This is a genomic window from Arthrobacter sp. 2762 (genome assembly GCF_040548745.1).
Taxonomy (GTDB): domain Bacteria; phylum Actinomycetota; class Actinomycetes; order Actinomycetales; family Micrococcaceae; genus Arthrobacter.
In genome coordinates this window covers 51,865-70,813 of the sequence record NZ_JBEPSI010000008.1, presented here as the reverse complement: position 1 = coordinate 70,813, position 18,949 = coordinate 51,865, and the positions used below count along the sequence as shown (strand labels likewise).

20 protein-coding genes and 1 pseudogene are annotated in these 18,949 nt (G+C 62.2%); 9 read left to right on the top strand and 12 right to left on the bottom strand.

Annotated elements, in window-relative coordinates:
• Positions 1–147: 147 nt before the first annotated feature.
• The 5 genes from ABIE18_RS15520 to ABIE18_RS15500 all read left to right on the top strand — a co-directional run bounded on the left by ABIE18_RS15520 (position 148) and on the right by ABIE18_RS15500 (position 4,569).
• On the top strand, positions 148–870 hold the full coding sequence (locus tag ABIE18_RS15520) for a flavin reductase family protein (protein WP_499723571.1): 723 nt from the start codon (positions 148–150) through the stop codon (positions 868–870).
• Positions 871–2,088, top strand: a complete 1,218-nt coding sequence (locus ABIE18_RS15515) for an alpha/beta fold hydrolase (RefSeq protein WP_499723570.1) — start codon at positions 871–873, stop codon at positions 2,086–2,088.
• Between the two features lie 54 nt (positions 2,089–2,142).
• Positions 2,143–2,931 carry an enoyl-CoA hydratase/isomerase family protein gene (locus ABIE18_RS15510; RefSeq protein WP_499723569.1) on the top strand — a complete coding sequence of 263 codons (789 nt, stop codon included), beginning with the start codon at positions 2,143–2,145 and terminating at the stop codon, positions 2,929–2,931.
• A gap of 58 nt (positions 2,932–2,989) precedes the next feature.
• Positions 2,990–3,607 carry a CGNR zinc finger domain-containing protein gene (locus ABIE18_RS15505; RefSeq protein WP_442003630.1) on the top strand — a complete coding sequence of 206 codons (618 nt, stop codon included), beginning with the start codon at positions 2,990–2,992 and terminating at the stop codon, positions 3,605–3,607.
• An 80-nt stretch (positions 3,608–3,687) separates the two neighbouring features.
• Positions 3,688–4,569, top strand: coding sequence for a sulfurtransferase (locus ABIE18_RS15500; protein ID WP_499723568.1), 882 nt, complete (start codon positions 3,688–3,690; stop codon positions 4,567–4,569).
• Positions 4,570–4,670: 101 nt separating this feature from the next.
• On the opposite strand, the pseudogene ABIE18_RS15495 reads toward ABIE18_RS15500, so the two are convergent.
• From ABIE18_RS15495 to ABIE18_RS15485, 3 genes and pseudogenes are all read right to left on the bottom strand, one after another.
• Positions 4,671–5,536, bottom strand: a pseudogene (locus tag ABIE18_RS15495) (NADPH:quinone reductase).
• A gap of 262 nt (positions 5,537–5,798) precedes the next feature.
• Positions 5,799–6,374, bottom strand: coding sequence for a PaaI family thioesterase (locus ABIE18_RS15490; protein ID WP_499723567.1), 576 nt, complete (start codon positions 6,372–6,374; stop codon positions 5,799–5,801).
• The gene (locus ABIE18_RS15485) at positions 6,371–7,087 is read right to left on the bottom strand and encodes an SDR family oxidoreductase (RefSeq protein WP_499723566.1); all 717 of its coding nucleotides are present in this window, start codon (positions 7,085–7,087) and stop codon (positions 6,371–6,373) included. Before ABIE18_RS15485 ends, ABIE18_RS15490 begins: the two co-directional genes overlap by 4 nt.
• A gap of 125 nt (positions 7,088–7,212) precedes the next feature.
• Between ABIE18_RS15485 and ABIE18_RS15480 the strand changes: the two genes are divergently transcribed.
• From ABIE18_RS15480 to ABIE18_RS15465, 4 genes are all read left to right on the top strand, one after another.
• Positions 7,213–7,695, top strand: a complete 483-nt coding sequence (locus ABIE18_RS15480; RefSeq protein WP_499723565.1) for a winged helix-turn-helix transcriptional regulator — start codon at positions 7,213–7,215, stop codon at positions 7,693–7,695.
• 635 nt (positions 7,696–8,330) lie between these two features.
• Positions 8,331–8,921: a molybdopterin-dependent oxidoreductase gene (locus ABIE18_RS15475; RefSeq protein WP_499723564.1), complete on the top strand. Its 591-nt coding sequence runs from the start codon at positions 8,331–8,333 to the stop codon at positions 8,919–8,921.
• Positions 8,872–9,669, top strand: coding sequence for a ferredoxin reductase (locus ABIE18_RS15470; protein WP_499723563.1), 798 nt, complete (start codon positions 8,872–8,874; stop codon positions 9,667–9,669). Before ABIE18_RS15475 ends, ABIE18_RS15470 begins: the two co-directional genes overlap by 50 nt.
• A complete protein-coding gene (locus ABIE18_RS15465; protein ID WP_499723562.1) occupies positions 9,666–9,998 on the top strand; it encodes a DUF6510 family protein in 333 nt (110 codons plus the stop codon). The genes ABIE18_RS15470 and ABIE18_RS15465 overlap by 4 nt, the downstream gene beginning before the upstream one ends.
• Before the next feature lie 90 nt (positions 9,999–10,088).
• Here the strand turns inward: ABIE18_RS15465 and ABIE18_RS15460 are convergent, their stop codons facing one another.
• From ABIE18_RS15460 to ABIE18_RS15420, 9 genes are all read right to left on the bottom strand, one after another.
• Positions 10,089–10,691, bottom strand: coding sequence for a TMEM175 family protein (locus ABIE18_RS15460; protein ID WP_499723561.1), 603 nt, complete (start codon positions 10,689–10,691; stop codon positions 10,089–10,091).
• A gap of 141 nt (positions 10,692–10,832) precedes the next feature.
• Complete coding sequence (locus tag ABIE18_RS15455) at positions 10,833–11,750, bottom strand: NADP-dependent oxidoreductase (protein ID WP_499723560.1); 918 nt, start codon at positions 11,748–11,750, stop codon at positions 10,833–10,835.
• Between the two features lie 55 nt (positions 11,751–11,805).
• Positions 11,806–12,105 (bottom strand): ferredoxin, encoded by a 300-nt coding sequence (gene fdxA / locus ABIE18_RS15450; protein WP_499723559.1) that lies wholly within the window; start codon positions 12,103–12,105, stop codon positions 11,806–11,808.
• A 6-nt stretch (positions 12,106–12,111) separates the two neighbouring features.
• Positions 12,112–13,590, bottom strand: a complete 1,479-nt coding sequence (locus ABIE18_RS15445; protein ID WP_499723558.1) for an aldehyde dehydrogenase family protein — start codon at positions 13,588–13,590, stop codon at positions 12,112–12,114.
• A gap of 28 nt (positions 13,591–13,618) precedes the next feature.
• Positions 13,619–14,461: an SDR family oxidoreductase gene (locus ABIE18_RS15440; RefSeq protein ID WP_499723557.1), complete on the bottom strand. Its 843-nt coding sequence runs from the start codon at positions 14,459–14,461 to the stop codon at positions 13,619–13,621.
• Positions 14,461–15,411 carry a dihydrodipicolinate synthase family protein gene (locus ABIE18_RS15435; RefSeq protein WP_499723556.1) on the bottom strand — a complete coding sequence of 317 codons (951 nt, stop codon included), beginning with the start codon at positions 15,409–15,411 and terminating at the stop codon, positions 14,461–14,463. Before ABIE18_RS15435 ends, ABIE18_RS15440 begins: the two co-directional genes overlap by 1 nt.
• Positions 15,412–15,488: 77 nt before the next feature.
• Positions 15,489–16,295, bottom strand: coding sequence for an enoyl-CoA hydratase-related protein (locus ABIE18_RS15430; RefSeq protein WP_499723555.1), 807 nt, complete (start codon positions 16,293–16,295; stop codon positions 15,489–15,491).
• Entirely contained in the window at positions 16,292–17,560 is a 1,269-nt protein-coding gene (locus ABIE18_RS15425; RefSeq protein WP_499723554.1) for a CaiB/BaiF CoA transferase family protein, read from the bottom strand. The genes ABIE18_RS15430 and ABIE18_RS15425 overlap by 4 nt, the downstream gene beginning before the upstream one ends.
• Entirely contained in the window at positions 17,557–18,942 is a 1,386-nt protein-coding gene (locus tag ABIE18_RS15420) for an FAD-dependent oxidoreductase (RefSeq protein ID WP_499723553.1), read from the bottom strand. The genes ABIE18_RS15425 and ABIE18_RS15420 overlap by 4 nt, the downstream gene beginning before the upstream one ends.
• Between the last annotated feature and the right edge of the window lie 7 nt (positions 18,943–18,949).

The window sequence follows — 18,949 nt, the reverse complement described above, 5'->3', positions numbered from 1 at the left end:
AAATAGGTAAAACGGATACGCTTACTTCAGCTGACTTTCACTAGGCTCCAAAACTTCCCACCACCGCAGGCCGCGCCGATGCAGCCTCAGGTCGCGTTTCTTCCACAGGAACGCCCCCACACTGACAAGGAAAGATACAGGCTCTCCATGATCATCAATAGTGCGGACCTCGACGCCGTCGACTCCTACAAACTCCTCATCGGAAGCATCATTCCTAGGGCCATCGCGTGGGTGAGCACCGTCTCGCCCGATGGGGTGGCCAATCTTGCGCCCATTTCCTTCTTCACGGCGGTAGGGAGAAAGCCGCCCATGGTGTCTATCTCGCTGCAGCCGCGCTCAGACGGGAAGACCCTCAAGGACACGTTCGTCAACATTCGCGAAACGGGAAACTTTGTGGTCAACGTGGCGACGCTTCCACAGGCGCACGCCCTGCACTCCTCGGCCTTCGAATTTCCCTCGGGTATCGACGAGTTTGAGGCCGTGGGTCTTGAAAAAGAGGCTTCACAAGCCGTGTCTGCGCCCAGGATCAAAGACGCCCCCATCGCAATGGAATGCATCGTTAACCGCATCATCCCTGTGGGCGAGATGAACGATCACGTGGTCTGGGGCGAAGTTGTCCGTTTCCACGTCAAAGACGAGCTTTACCTGGAACGAGGCCGGATTGATACGGCAGCAGTTACTGCCGTCGGGCGCTTGGCGGCTGAGTACACACTGGTTGAAAACGTGTTCACCACGCCGCTTGAGGATGAACTCCTGAAGTCCAAGCACAATCAGCGCATGGCACGGCTGGACGGTCAGCCGAATGACTGGTCACCCATCAATACAGCAGCCTGGTCCCCATCCGGCTCGACCCTCACCAAGGAGCAGTAGATGAGCACTGTAATGGAGCAGTTGCAGAAGCAGGACCCCTCGTTGACAACCACTGGCAGCGGCGATGTGGCCGTACTTTTCATCCACGGATTCCTGGATGACCAGAGTGTCTGGGACGACGTCGTCTCCGAACTCGCCACCGCGAACGCCCAGTTTCTGAGGCTGGACCTGGCAGGGATGGGGGACCGGAGCGGGGACGAAGGCCCGTACAGCCTGGAGCGATACGCCGACGACGTCGCTCGCGTCGTGGCGGGTCTGGACAGGCCCGTCGTGGTCGTCGCGCAGAGCATGGCAACGCTCGTAGCCGAACTAGTTGGGGTCCGCCATCCAGACAAAGTGGTGGGTGCTGTATTTGTTACCCCGGTGCCTTTAGCGGGGACACACCTTCCTGAGGAAGCTGTTGGTCCTTTCCGGCATCTGGGTGGAGATGCAGCAGCCCAACGAGGGATCCGGCAGTACCTCGGCGGCGGGTTGAACGAGTTCGGGTTGGACAAGCTCACCTACATAGGGGGCCGCATCCGTCCGGAAGTCGTGACCCACCTCGTGGATTGCTGGAACGAAGGGATTCCGAACGCCCCTGCGGAGAGCGAATTTAGCTCACCAGTGTTAATAATCCGCGGTGAAGCAGACCCGTTCGCGACCGCCGAGCTGATCTCTTCAGCTGTCGCCCCGCGATTCCGGCACGTCAAGGAGGAAGTACTCAGCGGGGCGGGCCACTGGCCTCACGTCGAGCAGCCTCGGAACGTGGCCGGTTTCATCGGCCGATTCCTCAAAGAAGTTTCTGAAGCATCTGCCACTACGTCTGGCGGAGGAGACGCCCAAGGCTGGATCAACGCTTTTGCCAGCAAATCCGCTGACGACTTTGGCGAGGCCTTCCACCGCGACGTTGTGCTTGAGGCTTCCGTTATCCGATCGCCCATCACCGGCCGGGAGAACGTGAAAGCGGTAATGAGCGCAGCCAGCTCCATTTACGAATCCCTGGAGTTCACCCATCAAACGGTCAATGGGCCGCGCACCTACCTTGAGTGGCAGGCCACCGCGTTCAGCGGTCTCAAAATCTACGGTGTCACTATCCTCACCAAGGACGAAGCAGGCCAGATCGTCTCGGCCGCCATCCACCATCGCCCGCTTGACGCAGCGCTCCGGTTTTCGGCTGAACTGGGGAAACGCCTCGGGAAGTCCGTGGGCGATGAATCCCGTTTCTACTCCGCCGACTGATTCCTTCGGATTCAGCTGGTTCGCAACTACTTTTCAGCGAAAGGGCTTATGCCAATGACCCACCTTACGTTCACGGTCCAGGACCAGATTGCCACCATCATCCTGGACAATCCGCCCCAGAACCGTATCGACCTTCAGATGGCCGACGAGCTTTCCGAAGCTATAACCGCGATAGGCAGTAGCGACGCCCGTGTGGTTATTATTCGGGCTGAAGGCGCGGACTTCAGCTTCGGAGGCGACATCATGACGTGGCCGGGCGCGGAAACGCGGGAGTTGCGCGCCTTGTTTGAGCGCTACATGTCAGTCTTCAACCAGTTGGAGTTGCTGCCGATGCCGGTGATTGCCGAAGTCCAGGGCCTTTGCTTTGGAGGAGGGTTTGAACTCGCCCTGCGGGCCGACCTCATTTTCGCAGCAGAATCAGCGGAGTTCGGGCATCCGGAGCAAACTCTTGGCATCGTCACCCTCTTGGGTGGCATCTATCGCGTTGCCGAAAGGGCAGGCAAGACCCGGGCAGCAGAATGGGCGATGACTTCGGAGAAAGTGTCCGCTTCTGAAATGAACCGTGCAGGAGTGGTGAACCGCGTCGTTTCCGATGACAAGCTCCGGGAGGAAGTCTTGGCGTTTGCCCAGCGGATCGCCACTGGAGCTACACAGGCATACGCTGCGCATAAGGCGCTCCTGAGAACCTGGTCGTTGGGCGGCGTGGCTGCGGCAGACCAAGCGATGTTCGATATCGCCATGCCGTTGTTTGAACGCGAAGACACCCAGGCCGGGCTGAAATCGGCCGTGGAGGCACTGGAAGCGGGGCGGCCGCGCCCGGTGTTGGAATTTCAAGGCCGCTAATCGCACTTAACATGGTGGATGGCCAAGGGTGCCCTGGAAGTTGGCGAGAGGGGATGCAGTGAGCGACTGGAACGCGACGCAACGCTATGACATGGAAAGTGCTCCTGGAGGGCTGGGTTTTGTCCATGACCTGCTCAACACGAAATCCGCTGGAAAGCCGCGAAGGACCGATTTGTTGCTTGATCTCGGGCTTGCCCAGGATTGGCTGGATGCTGGTCTGAAACAGTGGGCACTGGCCACCGGGCGGCGTTATGTCGAAGTCAAACTTACGGAACGCGACCTTGAACACCTGCGGTACTTTCGGGATGAACTTGCAGGCACGCTAAACGCCGGAGGCGACCCTGACGCCGTCGTTGGTTCCGACATTGACGCTTTGCCCACAGTCTGGACGACCGCTACCTCCTTGAGGCTCAAGTCCAATGGCGAGATCCAAGCCGAACCGCAGGGAGCCGGAGCCGGGCACATTGAATCCCTGGCTATGACGGAGATCTTCCAGGCCCAACTCGCAGGGACCTGGCACCGGCTCAAACTGTGCCGCAGCGAAAAATGCAGGGTTGCGTTCTTTGATCGCTCGCGCAACAACAGCGGCGTGTGGCATGACGTAAGAATTTGTGGAAACCCGGCGAATCTTCGGGCGCACCGGGCACGAAAACTTGAATCAAAGCTCGTGAATTGACTCCCATTTCTGTTCGTTCATAAACAATGGGAAGAAGGGTCTTTTCGCACACCGGGCTATTAACCCCACTAAGGACCCCAATGCAAGCTTTACCTCCCGACAATTCCGCCCGAATCACCGAGTACGCGCATCCTGACAGGCTGGTCACCGCCGAATGGCTTGTACGGCACATGGCTGATGACAGACTGGTCATCGTGGAGTCTGACGAGGACCCGCTGCTTTATGAAGTGGGCCATATTCCGTCGGCCGTCAAAATTGATTGGCACACAGATCTGAACGATCCTGTTATACGCGACTATTTGACGGGGCGGGAATTCGCCAATCTTATGACGTCCAGAGGTATTTCGAGGGACAGCACCGTTGTCATTTATGGTGACAAGCACAACTGGTGGGCTGCCTATACCCTCTGGGTGTTCCGTCTCTTTGGCCATCCTGACGTCCGCTTGCTCGACGGCGGCCGGGAAACGTGGATCTCCGAAGGGCGTCCCCTCGAGACTTCGCTGCCGCCGGCAAGGAGCGCAACATCCTATCCGGTAGTCACGCGCGATGACTCGTCCATCCGGGCGTTCAAGGATGACGTCCAGGAACACCTCGGCTTATCCCTCATCGACATCCGCAGCCCTGAGGAGTACACCGGTGAGCGGACTTCCATTCCCGATTACCCGCAGGAGGGCGTCCTCCGTGGCGGGCATATCCCTGGGGCACGCAATGTCCCGTGGGCGCGGGCTGTTTCGGATAATGGAACGTTCAGGCCGCGAAGGGAACTGGAGGAGATCTACTTCCAGGAAGTAGGCCTGAAAGTGGACGATGAAGTTATCACCTACTGCCGGATTGGTGAGCGTTCAAGCCATTCCTGGTTTGCCCTGACTTTCCTGCTGGGCATGGACAGGGTGAGGAACTACGACGGTTCCTGGACCGAATGGGGCAATGCAGTCCGGGCTCCCATAGCGGTAGGTAGTTGAAGTCTTTCTTTGGGTGAGTAGTCCGGCCACTGTCTCACCGGAGCCATGGATGGCCATCAGCGAAGCCTGTTGCCCTACTTCCCGGGAGGCCGTGGGGAGTCTCAGGATGATGGTGCGACGTCGATGAGCACCTTCCCGATGGTGCCCTGCTCCACGGCGTCATGTGCCGCGGCGGTATCTTCGAGTGGGAAGCGGGTCAGCGGCAGGCCGTGCTCTTCGCCGACGCGCAACGCACCGGCCTTCAGCGCCTCAGAGACGGCGGCCACGGCGTGCTGTTTCTGCTCGTCCGTCACCGTGTAAGTGAGGATGAACTGGTATCGGACGTTCTTCGTGATGCTTTCACGGAGGGGAACCGTCACTGGTTCCCCGGGATTCGCCGCATAGATGGCTATGGTTCCGCTTGGCTTGAGCACCTGCACGTCGGAATCGATGTTGGCTGGAGCGTTTACGTCAACGATGGTGTCGACCCCGCCGGGGGCGGAGCGACGGACGGCAGCCACGACGTCGTCGGTGCGGTAGTTCACGATGATATGGGCTCCGGCGAGGCGTGCGAGTTCAGCGCCCGATGCGCTGTCAGGGCGGGGATGCCGATGGACGCCCCGGTGTCGAAGGATTCAGCGTCCGGAAGCGCCACTGCTTTGGCCGCTGGTACAACCGCATACTCCTGTGCTGTGCCCTCATGGCTGACCCAGGCGACGTCCCAGAGCCAGACGCGGTCGCCGATGCTGCGTCCTGTCACTCCGCAGCCGATCTTGTCGATCACGCCGGCGCCGTCCTGGTTAGGAACCTTCGGTGCTTCCAGCGGGATGTTTCCTCCTCCGCCTGCCCGGGCCTTCCAGTCGGTGGGGTTCACCCCGGAGACGACCATGCGAACCCGAACGTAACCCGCGCCGGGGTCAGTCAGCGGCTTGTCCTGAAACTTCAGCACTGAGGACGAACCTGTCTCCTCGTACACAATCGCTTTCACGTCTTCTCCAATGAATCGGGTACGCGTGGCAGACTGTACCGAACCAACCCATCGAAGGAACACGGCGGCCAACTTCCCGTGTCAATGGGCTGTCAAAAAGCTCGTCGATTGGCGGTCCGCAATGAAGTGTCCCTCGGGGGAGGCAGTGCTCAGCCTTCAACCCGGACGGACAGAGCGGCATGGTCGACTTCGTCGCCCTCGCCGGTGTGCTCAATAATCAGCGGATGCTGGCCAAGAGTCTATCCGGGCGGGACAAAGGCCGTCATGCTGTCCCAGCGCCCGGTTGGTGGGGGAATATGAGCAGCGTGCTCGTGGCGGTGGCGAGGAGTTCTCCGTCGGCGGTGCTGAGGCGGCCTTCGGTGAAGATTACGCGCGAGCCGGTTTTTACGACTGACCCCTCTGCACGCAGAGTACCCTTCTGAAGCGTGATGGGTCGCAGATACTTCACCGCCAGGTCGATAGAGGTGTAGCCGATCCCTGCGTCCAAGGTAGTGTGTGCCGCGCAGCCGAGCACCGTGTCCAGGAGTGTGCAGGCCAAGCCGCCGTGCACCATTCCGAGGGGGTTGTAGTGGGCTTCTCCCGGCAGGCACTGGAACTCGACGTGTCCGTACCTCGCATCGACGAGATCGAAATTCATGAGGGCAGAGATCGGCGGCGGCGCAATGCTGCCGTCGCGGAGGCCGGAAAAGTAGTCCAGACCCGACAGCCGTGGCAGCTGTTCGAGCGCGACTGCCGGATCAATCCAGGTGAAGGTTTCCGAGCGTTGCGCTGAGGGGTTGGTCGACACCGGGGTTGCCTCCTTAGGGCTCTGTAGGTTTTCAGGGTTTGTGGCGGTCATGCCGGGATGTTGGCTGCCAGTACAGGGTACAGATCCGAGATCGAGCCAGAGAGACCGCGCTTCACTCCGGCGCTGATCTCATCCACGATGACCTCGTAATCACCTTGTTCGAGCCCATCGAACGACTTCCGCGCGACTTCCTCGGGGGAGGTCTTCGGGGCATTCACGTCCTTGGCCATGGCTGTGTCGATGTAGCCGACGTGAACACCCGTGACCTGCGTGCCTTGGGGGGCCAATTCCACGCGGAAGGAGTTGGTCGCCGACCACAGCCCGGCCTTTGATGCACTGTAGGCGCCGGTGAGTGCGATCCAGCTGAGCGCCGAGTGGATGTTGAGGACCGCTGATGTCCCACTGGCGGCGAGCACCGGGGCGAATGCCCTGGTCAAGGCGACCGGTCCGAAGAAGTTGGTCTCCATGACCTCACGGATCTTCTCGTCGGGGAGGGCCAAGAACGTGTCCGATTCGACGCTCATGCCGGCGTTGTTGATCAGAACGGTGACGTCCTGGGCCTGGGTAACGGCGGCCCGGATCGAGTCAGGGTTGGTGACATCGAGCGCGAGGGGGACCACCCGGGAGTCGTTCCACTCTTGCGGGCGGCGGGCCGTCGCGTACACCTTCGAAGCACCCCGGGCCAGAGCCTGTTCCACTAGCTCGCGGCCCAGACCTCCATTTGCACCGGTAACGAGGACGACGGCGCCAGATAGCAGTGGCATGGATTCTCCTGATCTCAGAAGGCGGCGACGCGGTTGTCGTGACCTCAGAGCATCAGAGTAGCGGAGTGAGTTTGATTTTCCAACTGACTTGTATACTGGAGGCAAGCAGCGAAAGCAGGTGAACGATGAACCGGCCGACCGACAAAGCGGCAGATGCGCCCAGGGCGTGTTTCATCGCGGCGGGGCTCGACGTGCTCGGGGAGCGGTGGGCGCTGCTGGCGCTTCGCGAGATGTCCTTGGGCGTTCACCGCTTCGATCAGATCGCGCGTAATACCGGCGCGTCCCGCGACATCCTGACGGGCCGCCTGCGCACACTCGAAAGCCAAGGCGTGATCGAGCGTGTCCAGTACTCCGAGCGCCCCCCACGCTACGAGTACCACCTCACAACTTCCGGGTCCGAAGTCGCGCCCATCCTCATTTCACTCGCAGCGTGGAGCAGTACATGGATGCGCGACGAGACACCCCGCGCCTCCTACCGGCACAGCTGCGGGGCCGACCTGAAACCGGTGGTGTCATGTGGGGAATGCGGTGAAGAGTTCAGCCCAGGAAGTCTGATGCTGGGACCGCTTGTGTCAGCGGCCGGCGCGGATCCGGCGTCTGCCCAGTAGCAACAATAACCGGCAAGTTGACCTCGGATTCCACGAGACATTTCCGTCAGTAGGGCGGGTGCGGAGCTGGGCCAGGTTTCAGTCTTGGCAGTCAGGCCAGATTTCGGATCCGCCATCGTGAATGCGGTCACCGGAGGTCCATGTTTTCGCAACGCTCGATGGGGTACACCACACCGTGGCCGGGCAGCTGATGCCGCTGGACACGCGAACGTCAGTGCCTTCGCAGGAGGGGCGGCAGACGGGTTGGCACGCTGCTATCCGTTTCATTTCAGCCAGCCACCCTGACCGGACGCTAAGGCGGATGCCTTTTTCAAGCGTGCTGTCTGATTCATGGCTCTTCCTGCTCCCGGAGTCTTGCTGATTGCCTGCCGCGTCAGCGGCTCGGGTTCCTTGGATTGCCGCTGGATTAACCATGACTCCTGTGGATCAAGAGCAGCCGTGGTTTTCCATAGCCTTGGCGCAGTTTTTGGGCAGGAATAAGAAACTGTCGGGAGGTGGTCCTGGCCCGGTCCGTCCCCGGCAACGCAGGAACCAGTTGCTCAGTCTCGTCGATCCCTAGACCACACCCAGAGGTTGCCCTAAGGTTGGGGCATCAACGGTCGTTGGCCGGTGGAGCTCCATCGCGGAGGTGCATCATGGGTATTATTGCTTCCGGTTTCCGTGGACGGCGGTCCGAGAATGCTGCGTTACCTCCGGGCCAGCATGAAACACACGACTTTCCCGTCCTGACCGCTGGACCCGCTCCCCTCATTCCCGCCGATCAATGGGAGTTCTTCATTACTGCGGAGAACGGCCAGCGGCTCGCGTGGTCCTGGGATGAGTTCATGGCCTTGCCGCAGGAGGAGATCACCGAAGACATTCACTGCGTGACCAGTTGGTCAAAATTGAAAACAGTGTGGCGTGGAGTTTCGGTGGACACGCTTTTCGAAAACGTGGAGACCACCCGCGACTTCGCCACCGCCCATTCATTCGGCGGTTACACAACCAATGTTCCGCTGTGGGACCTCCTGGGCGGGAAGGCTTGGGTGGCCTGGGAGTTCGATCACGAACCTCTTGAACGGGCGCATGGCGGTCCGGCGCGGCTCTTGGTGCCGCATTTGTATTTCTGGAAAAGCGCCAAGTGGATTCATGGTTTGGAACTGACAGAGGACGACGTTCCTGGTTTCTGGGAATCGAATGGATATCATCTTCACGGCAATCCGTGGCGCGAGGAGCGGTACTCGTGAGGCCTTTGCCGTGAGTTCTGTATGGCGCGTCGCTGAAGTGGTGGGCGGGGAACTGGAAAACGCCACAGCCCGGACCATTAGGCTGCGCGTGGATGGTTTGATGGGATATCTGGCTGGGCAACACATTGATATACGCCTCACCGCAGAGGACGGGTATACAGCCATCCGGTCTTACTCGGTGGCATCCGCAAGTGCGGATGAGCATCTGGAAATCACCGTTGACGAACTGCCCGACGGCGAAGTGTCGCCTTACCTTGTCCGGGACCTGGCCGTGGGGGACCAGCTGGAAATCCGGGGACCGGTGGGCGGCTGGTTTGTCTGGCGGCCAGCCAATTCGAACCCGGTGCAGCTGATCGGAGGAGGGTCAGGTGTGGTGCCGCTGATGTCGATGATCCGCGCCCATCAGGCGTCCAACAGGGCAGCCCCTTTCAGGTTGCTCTATTCCCTTAAGGCTCCGGAAGCTGTGCTTTACCGTGACGAACTGCACCGTTTGGACCGGGAATCAGCCAAGCTGATGGTCGATTACGTCTACACGCGTTCGACGCCGGAGGGCTGGCCGGCAGCGCCAGGTCGCCTTACCTCCGAGAGCCTTTTGGGCAAGATCTTCCCAACAGAGGAGAACCCGGATGTTTTCGTTTGCGGCCAGACGGTGTTTGTGGAGACCGTTTCGGACTGGCTTGTAATGGCCGGCTATCGGCCGGAGTCGATAAAGACCGAGCGGTTTGGCGGGACGGGAGGTATCCGGTGAACAGCACCGACGACTTCGCTGTCCCCGAGTCCGAAGACCAGGACATTGCAGCCGGACCCCATGACCCGATTTCGCATGTAGACGGGAACGCCGCGGCTGGCGCCCTGTCCGAAGTCTTCCGAATCGACATCATCGCGGCGCTGGGACGTTGCAGGCACTGCGGTTCCGTCAGGGCTTTTGGCGAAGCCATGGTCTTCACGGATGCGCCCGGAATTGTGGTCCGGTGCCGCGACTGCCAGGGCGTGCTGCTGCGATTGGTCCAAACACCGACCCAATATTGGCTGGATTTGAGCGGCCTCAGCTACTTGGAGATCGACCGCGAAGAGTAGACGCCAATCTCGCTGGCACCGGGAGCGGCGCCGCCTCACCCGTCGATGGGAACGGGCGCTGCCTACACGCCCGGCCTCGACGTTAGCCGATTAGCCGGCGCCGTTATCGCTTTGATGAGTCCTGGCGACAAAGTGCTCAACCCGGCGGTCCGGCACCAGCCAGATCAGCGCCACGACCGTGAAGATAGCGATCCCGAAAAGGGGCTCGAGCGGGGTGACGGCGATGCCGACAGCATAGATCACGGGGGACGCTTTGCCTTTCCAGTCCCGGCCGAGAGCCCTGGCCAGGGCCCCGTCCCTGCCTTGGGCGGCGATCAGCCGACGTTCCAGGATGTAGTACGCGATCGCTGCACACAGCAGGTTGATTCCGTACAGCAGGACGGGGACCTGCACGAAGCCGGACTCATCCATCCACCGGGTCGTGAAGGGGAAGAGCGACAGCCAGAACAGCAGGTGTAAATTGGCCCAGAGGATACCGCCGTTCACTCGACCGGCCAGGTGGATCATGTGGTGGTGGTTGTTCCAGTAGATCCCGACATACACGAAGCTCAGAAGGTAGCTGAAGAGGGTCGGCAGAACTGCGGACACGCCCTCCCACGTTGGCGCTTCCGGGGTGTGCAGCTCCAGGACCATGATGGTGATGATGATGGCCAGTACGCCGTCACTGAACGCCTCGAGCCGGTTCTTGTTCACCGGCCCCGGTCCCGTCGCACGTGGCACTGCTTTCGGGTCACCCTGTCATCAGCCATAGTCGGCTCCTCTCAAGGCCTGCGCTGTACGGGCGACACTCACCCGGTGGATAGAGTACACCCGTCTCTTCGGCGGGACGCGAACCTACGGACGCACGTGGATGATCGTCTTCCCATTCCGGCGTGCGGCAGGGTTAAGGGCATTGACCGCATCGTCGAATTCGCCGATGTTTCCGATGTTTGTCCGCAGTCGTCCGTCTCGGATTCGCTGAACGATCTCACCCAGCTGCGCACGATCCGACTCGACAACGAAATCCACTGCCAGACCATCCCTGGGGCGGGCTTCAACTGGCCCGGTGATGCTTACCAGCGTTCCGCCGGGCCGGATCAGCGCCGCTGACTGCTTCTGGATGTCGCCCCCGATCACATCGAATACCAGGTCAACTCCGGTGATATCTTGCAAGGTGTCATTGGCGAGATCGACGAACTCGTGCGCTCCGAAGTCAAGTGCCTTCTGCCGATCGGCAGTGCGTCCGGTGCCGATGACGTAGGCGCCTGCTTCACGTGCCAGCTGAGTCACCATCGTTCCGACGGCGCCAGCGGCGCCGTGCGCCAGAAGACTCTGTCCCGGCTGGATGCGGCCATGTATAAACAACCCCTGCCATGCTGTCAGGCCAGAGATGGGCAGACTCGCGCCAACTGTGAAGGCGACGTCGCCCGGCAGCGGCGCAAGGTTACGTGCTTCCATCGCCACATACTCCGCCAAGGTGCCGTCTCGGTGCCAGTCCGCAAGGCCAAATACGCGTTGACCCACAGTTAGCCCTGTCGTGCCATAGCCGAGCGAGGTTACGACGCCGGCCACCTCGTGCCCAATGATGGAGGGTGTCCGATCCCGGCCGGCTCGATCAGTCCAGGTCGACGGCCACTGGACCTCAGTCGGGACGAATCCCGAGGCATGGATCTCAACAATGACATCGTTTATGGATGCCGACGGCTGCGGCCGTTCGGCCATCATCAGCCCGGCCATTCCGGCGGACTGATCTGTCACAACAATTGCTTTCATCAAGAAGCTCCCTCTACTCGATCCTGGCCTGCACGACGGTTTTACTTTTGTAGTTTTAGCCCACCCGCAAAGGCTCCGCGATCACCACAGGATGATCGCGTCTCACGTCCCCGAAGAACCCGCCCTCGAAGAACTCCGCGTTCGCCCCGACGTAGTCTGCCCATTCGTCAGGGACATCGTCCGCGTAGTAGATCGCCTCTACGGGGCACACGGGATCGCATGCCCCGCAGTCAACGCACTCGGACGGGTGGATGTAGAGCGAGCGTTCGCCCTCGTAGATGCAATCCACCGGGCATTCGTCAATGCACGCCTTGTCCTTAACATCCACGCAGGGCTGTGCGATCACGTAGCTCATGGCGCACTAAACACCGGTGTAGACGGTCTTGCCCCAGGTGTAGAAGTCCAGGGCGGACCTGCCTTGCTCGCGGAAGGTGTTGGTGGAGGAATCCTTCACTCCGCCGAAGGGGACGTTCAGGTCCAGCCCGGCAGTGGGCCGGTTGATCTTCACGACGCCTGCCTGTGCCCTGGCAGCGAAGTCCGTGGCGAGGGCAAGCGAGTCCGTGCAGATGCCGGCGGTGAGCCCGTAGCGGGAATCATTGATGGCGGCGAGGCCAGCTTCGTAGTCGGCCACTTCGAGAATCGCCACCACTGGACCGAAGATCTCTTCCGTCACGGCTGCGTCGTCGAAGGGCAATCCGGTGAGAATCGCCGCCGGGAAGAACAGCGCGCCGCTGGGGTCGCCGTCGTACTGTCCGTGCAGAAGTGTGGCACCGCGTTCGACGGCGGTACGCACCGCTGCCTGGTCCTGCTCGAATTGCTGCCTGCTCACCACAGCGCCCATCCGGGCGTCGCCATCAAGTCCGTCGCCGGTGGTGTAGGCGGCGGCCTCCTGAACCAAGGCATCGAGGAAGGCGGCCCGGATGCCGGGCGTCACGTAGACGCGGGACGTCGCTGTGCACGCCTGGCCCGTCAGGCCGAATGCGCCAGCCGCTACTACCTGCGCAGCTTTGCGGGGGTCGGCGTCATCCAGCACCAGCACGCCATTTTTGCCGCCCATTTCGAGCTGGACGCGGGCGCGCCGGGCGTTGAGGATCTCCTGCAAACCAAGGCCAACATTGGTGGAACCCGTGAACGACAAACCGGCGATGCGGTGGTCCCGCGCCAGCGCGTCGCCCACCACGCGGCCCTTGCCGTGCACCACGTTGAACACGCCGGGGGGCAGTCCGGCGTCCTGCAGGGCACGCGCCAAGTGCGTCGTGGACAACGGAGTGAGCTCGGCCGGTTTGATCACCACGGCGTTGCCGCTGATCAGGGCAGGCGCGGTTTTCCATGCAGGAATGGCGATGGGGAAGTTCCACGGGGTAATGAGTCCCACCACGCCCAACGGTTCGCGACGCGTCGTGATGGTGGTATCTGGCAGGCCGCTGGGCAGGACTTCGCCGGTTGCCGCCCAGCCCAGCGAGCCGAAGAAGCGCAGCACGTCCGAGGCACGCTTGACCTCACCCTTTGCCTCCGCGAGTGTCTTTCCTTCCTCACGGACAAGGTCCTCAGCGATGGCGTGCCGGCGCTCGTTGAGCAGGTTTCCGGCCGCGATGAGGATGGCGCCCCGGGCTGGTGCTGGCAGGGCCGCCCATGACGGCTGGGCTGCGACGGCGGCAGTGATGGCGGAGTCCACGTCCTGGACGGTGCCGCTGGGTGAGAGCGCTGCGAGTTCGCCTGGCCGGGCGGGATTCATTCGCTGCGTGTCCGAGTCTCCGAGCCATTGGCCATTGATGAGGTGCTGGGCGGTCATCGTCTGCGGGTCGGTGATCGACTGGGGGTCAACTGCTGTGGAAGTCATGATGTTCCTATCGGATTTGAGGGGGAGGCTAAAGGCTGCGGATCAGGCCGCCGTCGCACCTGAGCGCGACGCCGGTGATGTACGACGCCGGCGCGCTGCACAGGAAGGCGGCAGCGGCGCCGAACTCGGCAGGTTCTCCATAGCGCCGGGCGGGAATGGTCTTGCGGGATTCGAGCTGGATGTCTTCCAGAGTGGTACCGCGTCGCTTGGCGGCGGCGTGGTCAAGTTGGGTGACCCGGTCGGTGGCGATGCGGCCAGGCAGGAGCAGGTTCACGGTGACCTCGTCCAGGGCCACTTCGGCAGCGAGGGTCTTGAGGTAACCGGCCAGGGCAGCACGTCCGGTGTTGGAGACGGCGAGGTTGGGAAGCGGGGCTGTCACACCGCTGGATCCGATAGCCAGGATCCGGCCCCATCGCCGTTCCCGCATCCCCGGAAGCACCTGGGAAACCAAGGCGTGCTGAGGTTTGACCAACAGATCAAACGCCGCCGCGATGTCATCGGAGCTCAGTGTGGCTGCGGCGCCGGGTTTGGGGCCGGGGCCGTTGAGGACCAGGATGTCGATCGGTCCCAAGTCAGCGACCGTCTGTTCCACCGCCGATTCGATGCCCTCGGGCGTGGTCAGGTCAGCCTCGATCGCCACGGCGTCGAAGCCCTTGGTGACTATGCCGGAAACACCATCCCCGTAGGCGCCGGCAGTTCCAGTCCCGTACGCGGCCTGTAGTTCAGCGACGATCTCCTTGGCACGGTCCCGACGACGGCCCACGATCGCCACGCGCACGCCTTCGGCTGCCAGGGCACGGGCCACGGCCAGGCCCAGACCACCCGTGGAAGCGGCGACCAACGCTGTCTTGCCCGCAATTCCCAGATCCATCAGAAGCTCCTTACCGGGGCGGCGGCATTTTCAAGGGCAGCAGCCGCCTCACGAAGATGCATGCCCATACTCCCGCGCAGGGCTTCGGGGAAACCCGCTGCAGGGGCGCGAACACCGGAGTCTTTGATGAGGCCCCGTTCGCGCAGGCACTCCTTGCGAATAGCCAGCGCTACCTTCGCCTGCTGCTCAAAGTTGATCAGCGGGAGATAGGGGAGTAGTTCGCGCTGGGCTGCTTCGTAGCCATCCTGCTGCCATGCCCGCACACATCCTATGAGGGCTTCAGGGTAGGAGAAACCGGTCATCGCGCCTGCCGCCCCAGCCATCAGTTCATCCAGCAGTCCCTGCCCACCGAGGCCACCAAAGACTGAAACCCCGACGCCGACACTCAGCTCCGCGATCGCGACGCTGGTGGGCGGTGCTTCGGCCTTGACGGCAATGACGAAGTCGCAAGAGGCCACTGCCTTGATCAGTGCGGGTCTCGAGATAGTGACCCCACTCGCCAACGGATAGTCCTGGAGGACCACTTTGGCGCCAGTAGCCCGGTGGATGGCATCCAAGTGCGCAATCACCGTCTCGGGCTTGCCCGAGTTAGCCTGCACCATCACAGCAGCCAGGCGTTCTCCGGCAACGTCCTGGGCTGCCCGGACTTCCTCGATGGCGGGCCGGGTGGCCAGGGCGGTCACGCCCACCACCAACGGCAGCTCGGTGCATTCGACGGCGGTCTCCAGCACTTGCCGGCGTTCCTCAGCCGTCAGTGCGGCTGCTTCGCCGAAGACTCCCAGTACGGTGAGTCCCGTGGCGCCGATGGTCTCGTAATGCTCCACGAGCTCGGACAAACTGTCCAGGTCCACGTCCAGCGTGCTGCCCTGGAATGGTGTGGCAACAACGCCCCACACTCCTGGAGCCAAAGATTTATGGTTCAGGGATTCGGGCGCGACTGATGGCGGCATCGGTATCTCCTTTACTTCCTTCGATATGGATTTTGTTGGCGAGGCGGGTCAGCGGTCGTGCCGGATCACTGAGCCGTTCAACGCCCCGGCCAGATCGGCGCGCGCTTTTCCTGGAAAGCACGCACTCCCTCGGCGGAGTCTTCGCTGTCCAGCGCGGCCATAAGAGCCGGCAGTCGTAGGCCGCGGGCTTCGGGGGCCGTCAAGTGGGACGTCTGGGTGACCATCTGCTTCACCGCGCGGACCGAGGTGGGTGCGCACGCAAGGACCTGGTCCACCCAACGCTGCACAGCGGCGTCGAGCTCTTCTGCAGGGACTACCTCATTGACAAGTCCCATGGACTGCATCTCGGCAGCGTCTGCCTTGCGGCCCGTCAGGAGCATCCCCATGGCCTGGGTATACGGGACCCGCCGCACCAACTGGTGGATGCCGCCGTCGAGCGCTAATCGCCCAACCCGAGGTTCCGTCAAGCCGAACTTCGCGGTGTCGGCTGCCACCACGATGTCGGCACCCAGCACAATTTCCATGCCGCCGCCAAGGGCGTAGCCGTTGACGCGGGCGATGACCGGGATGTCCAAGCTGGTGCGCAGGCTCAGGCCACCGAAGCCATTGGGATCCAGTCCGGCCCAATACTCCAGGCCGGTCTTGTCTACGGCCGACGCCGACATGTCAGCACCAACGCAGAAGGCGCGGGACCCAGCACCGGTGATGACAACCGCACGTACGGACGGGTCCTGCTCAAGCTGGGCCCAGATCTCGTTGAGCCGTGCATGCGTGATGGCATCCACGGCATTGAGGACGTGCTGACGATCGATGACCACCGTGGCCACGTGGTTCTCGATTGTCAGGGTGACGGCATCCACGGGAGCCTCCACAACAGTGGTCACCGCAATACCCCCAGCTGCTGCAGGCGCTCGATCGTCTCTTGGTCGAAGCCGTTCTCCAGCAGGACCTCCACATTGTGCTCACCGAGGCGCGGTGCAGCCCGCCGGATGGTGGGCGGAGTAGCGGAGAGCCGGATGGGAGCGTTCAGCATACGGACAGTGCCGACGCCGGGGTGCTCTGCTTCCACGATCATCCCGTTGGCCTCTGTTTGCGCATCCGCCAAGGCCTGTTCCAAGGTGTGCACGGGAGCATTCAGCAGCCCCTGCTCCTCAAGCTGGTGTGTCCAATACTCGGTGGTATTGGTGGCGATGCGCTCGCGGAAGATGGCCTGCAGTGCCGGCTTGTTCTTGAATTGCTGCTCAAGGTTGGAGAATTCGGACCGCTGGGTGAGGTCCTCGTCCAGGCCAAGTGCTTCAGAAATCCTGGCCAGGGGATCGGGCGTGAAACCACCCACCATGCACACGGCGCCGTCGGTGGTTTCGAAGACACCGCTCAGTGGCATGGCACCCCAGTTGACCTCGTAGCCCCGGTTGAGCTGCATGCACGCTTCCTGCATCTGCAGGTGCAGCATGGAGTCGTACATCGTTACCTCCACCTTCTGGCCCACCCCCGATGCCTCGCGTGTTCGCAGCGCCAGAAGGATGCCCTGCATGAGGTGCATGCCGGTGATGTAATCGCACAGCGTGGTGGGGTAGATGGAGGGTTTGGCGTCATCGGATTCCCGTCGCCACATCACTCCCGAATACGCTTGCGCGATCGCGTCCTGGCCACCTTTATGGGCGTAGGGCCCTTCCGGGCCGAAGCCGGTGCCGGAGGCCCAGATGATTCCCGGGTTCGCAGCTTTCAGGTCCTCGTAGCCGAAGCCCATCCGTTCCATGACTCCGGAGCGGAAGTTGCTGACCACTACGTCCGCATCAGCGATGAGCCGGTGCAGCACTTCACGCCCTTCGTCGGTACGGGTGTCCACGGAGACGCTGCGTTTGTTCCGGTTGATGGACAGGAAGATCGGGTTGTCCTGGCCGTCCTGGTCAGGGAACGAATTGCGTGAAATATCGCCGGCGCCGGGACGTTCCACCTTGATGATGTCTGCGCCGTAGTCGCCAAGCAACTGCGTGCAGGACGGGCCCATGAACACCTGCGTGAAGTCCACGATCTTGATGCCGTCCAGCGGCAGCGGGGTAACTGCCGAAGCAACTGAGGCGCCGGTGGCAGCGGTGGCGGGGGACGTCGTCGTGCTTTCAGTCTGGTCGAGGAGAACGGTGCTCATGCCGGCACCACTGCGTCCACGTCGATGTCCACGGTAGCGTTCGATGACGGGACGTCGCCTGGGTCTGCACCATGCCGCCGCATACCCTGCTGGATATCCAGCGCCGAGACGTCGCGGACCAACACGTTGTTTTCTACGGCGAGGGCCGCTGCAACGCCGACGGCCTGTCCCATTGCCATGCAGGGTGGAATCTCGCGCGACATTTTCTGTGCCTCGGGGGTGGCGGAGTAATGGCGGCCGGCGACCAGGAGCTGGTCCACTTCCTTGGGGAGCAGCGAGCGGTACGGGTAGTAGTAGTCACGGCCCCGGGCAACGGTGTCCGCGAAGTGGCGGCGCTGGGTGACGTCGTCCTTGGTCATGACGTACTCGCCCTGCAGGAGCCGGGTCTGGCGGACGCCCATCTGGGAGGCGACGTCCAGCATGTAGCAGTTTTCGAAGCCAGGCAGGTTGGCGCGGACGTACTCTACGGCCTCGGAGATGCGGTCCCGGGCGGCGAACTCAGCAGCAGTCATGTCCGCCGGGTCAACGCCGTCGAATCCACTCATGTGCGGGGCGTTGCACCAGACCACGCCGTCGATGGGGGTCTTGAGCCACCAGAGTTCCCAGGCCCCGCCGAGGAGGCGCTTGATCTTGCGGTTGATGGCCCGCGCTTCCTTGGGGTTCGCCTGTTCGAAGGCTTCGGCTGCCTTGGTGTTCACATTGCCGAGGCGGAAGACCAGCGTGGTGAGGTAGTTGTCCTTGGCATAGCTGGCGCCGGCGCGGGAGGCGACGTCAATGTCCCCGGTGGTGTCGATCACGACGTCGGCCATGAAGGCCTGCGGGCCGAGTTTCGTTTCGCAGATGACGCCCTTGATCACGCCGTTGTCCACGATGGGCCGGGAGAACCAGGAGTGCAGGCGGAGGTCCACGCCGGCCTCGCGAACGAGGTCGTTGGAGACGCGCTTCCAGCCGTCGGGATCGAAAGCCGCGGCGTAGCAGATGGGCTTGGGGTTGGTGTGTGAGTGGAAATCGAAGGTCCCGTAGCGGCCCCACTTGTTCCAGAGTTCCTCGGACGTTTTGCGGTCATCCGCGGGCGGGACGATTGCCAGGCCAAGCTTCTGCAAGCGCTCCACGTATTCGGAGACTATGCCGGTGACGGTGATTTCCTGGCCGTTGATCATGTCATCGAGAACCAGGACCATACCGCCGGAAGCCAGGCCGCCCAAGGATGAGTAGCGTTCCAGGAGCGTGACTTTGGCTCCTGAGCGGGCGGCGGTAACCGCCGCGGCGACGCCTGCGGGACCACCGCCGACTACCAGGACGTCGGATCGTGAGATGACCGGGGCGGTGAGGTCCGCCGTCGTAGTGCTGAGTTCAAGCGTGTTCAGTGCGGGAGTGTTCACGGGAGGT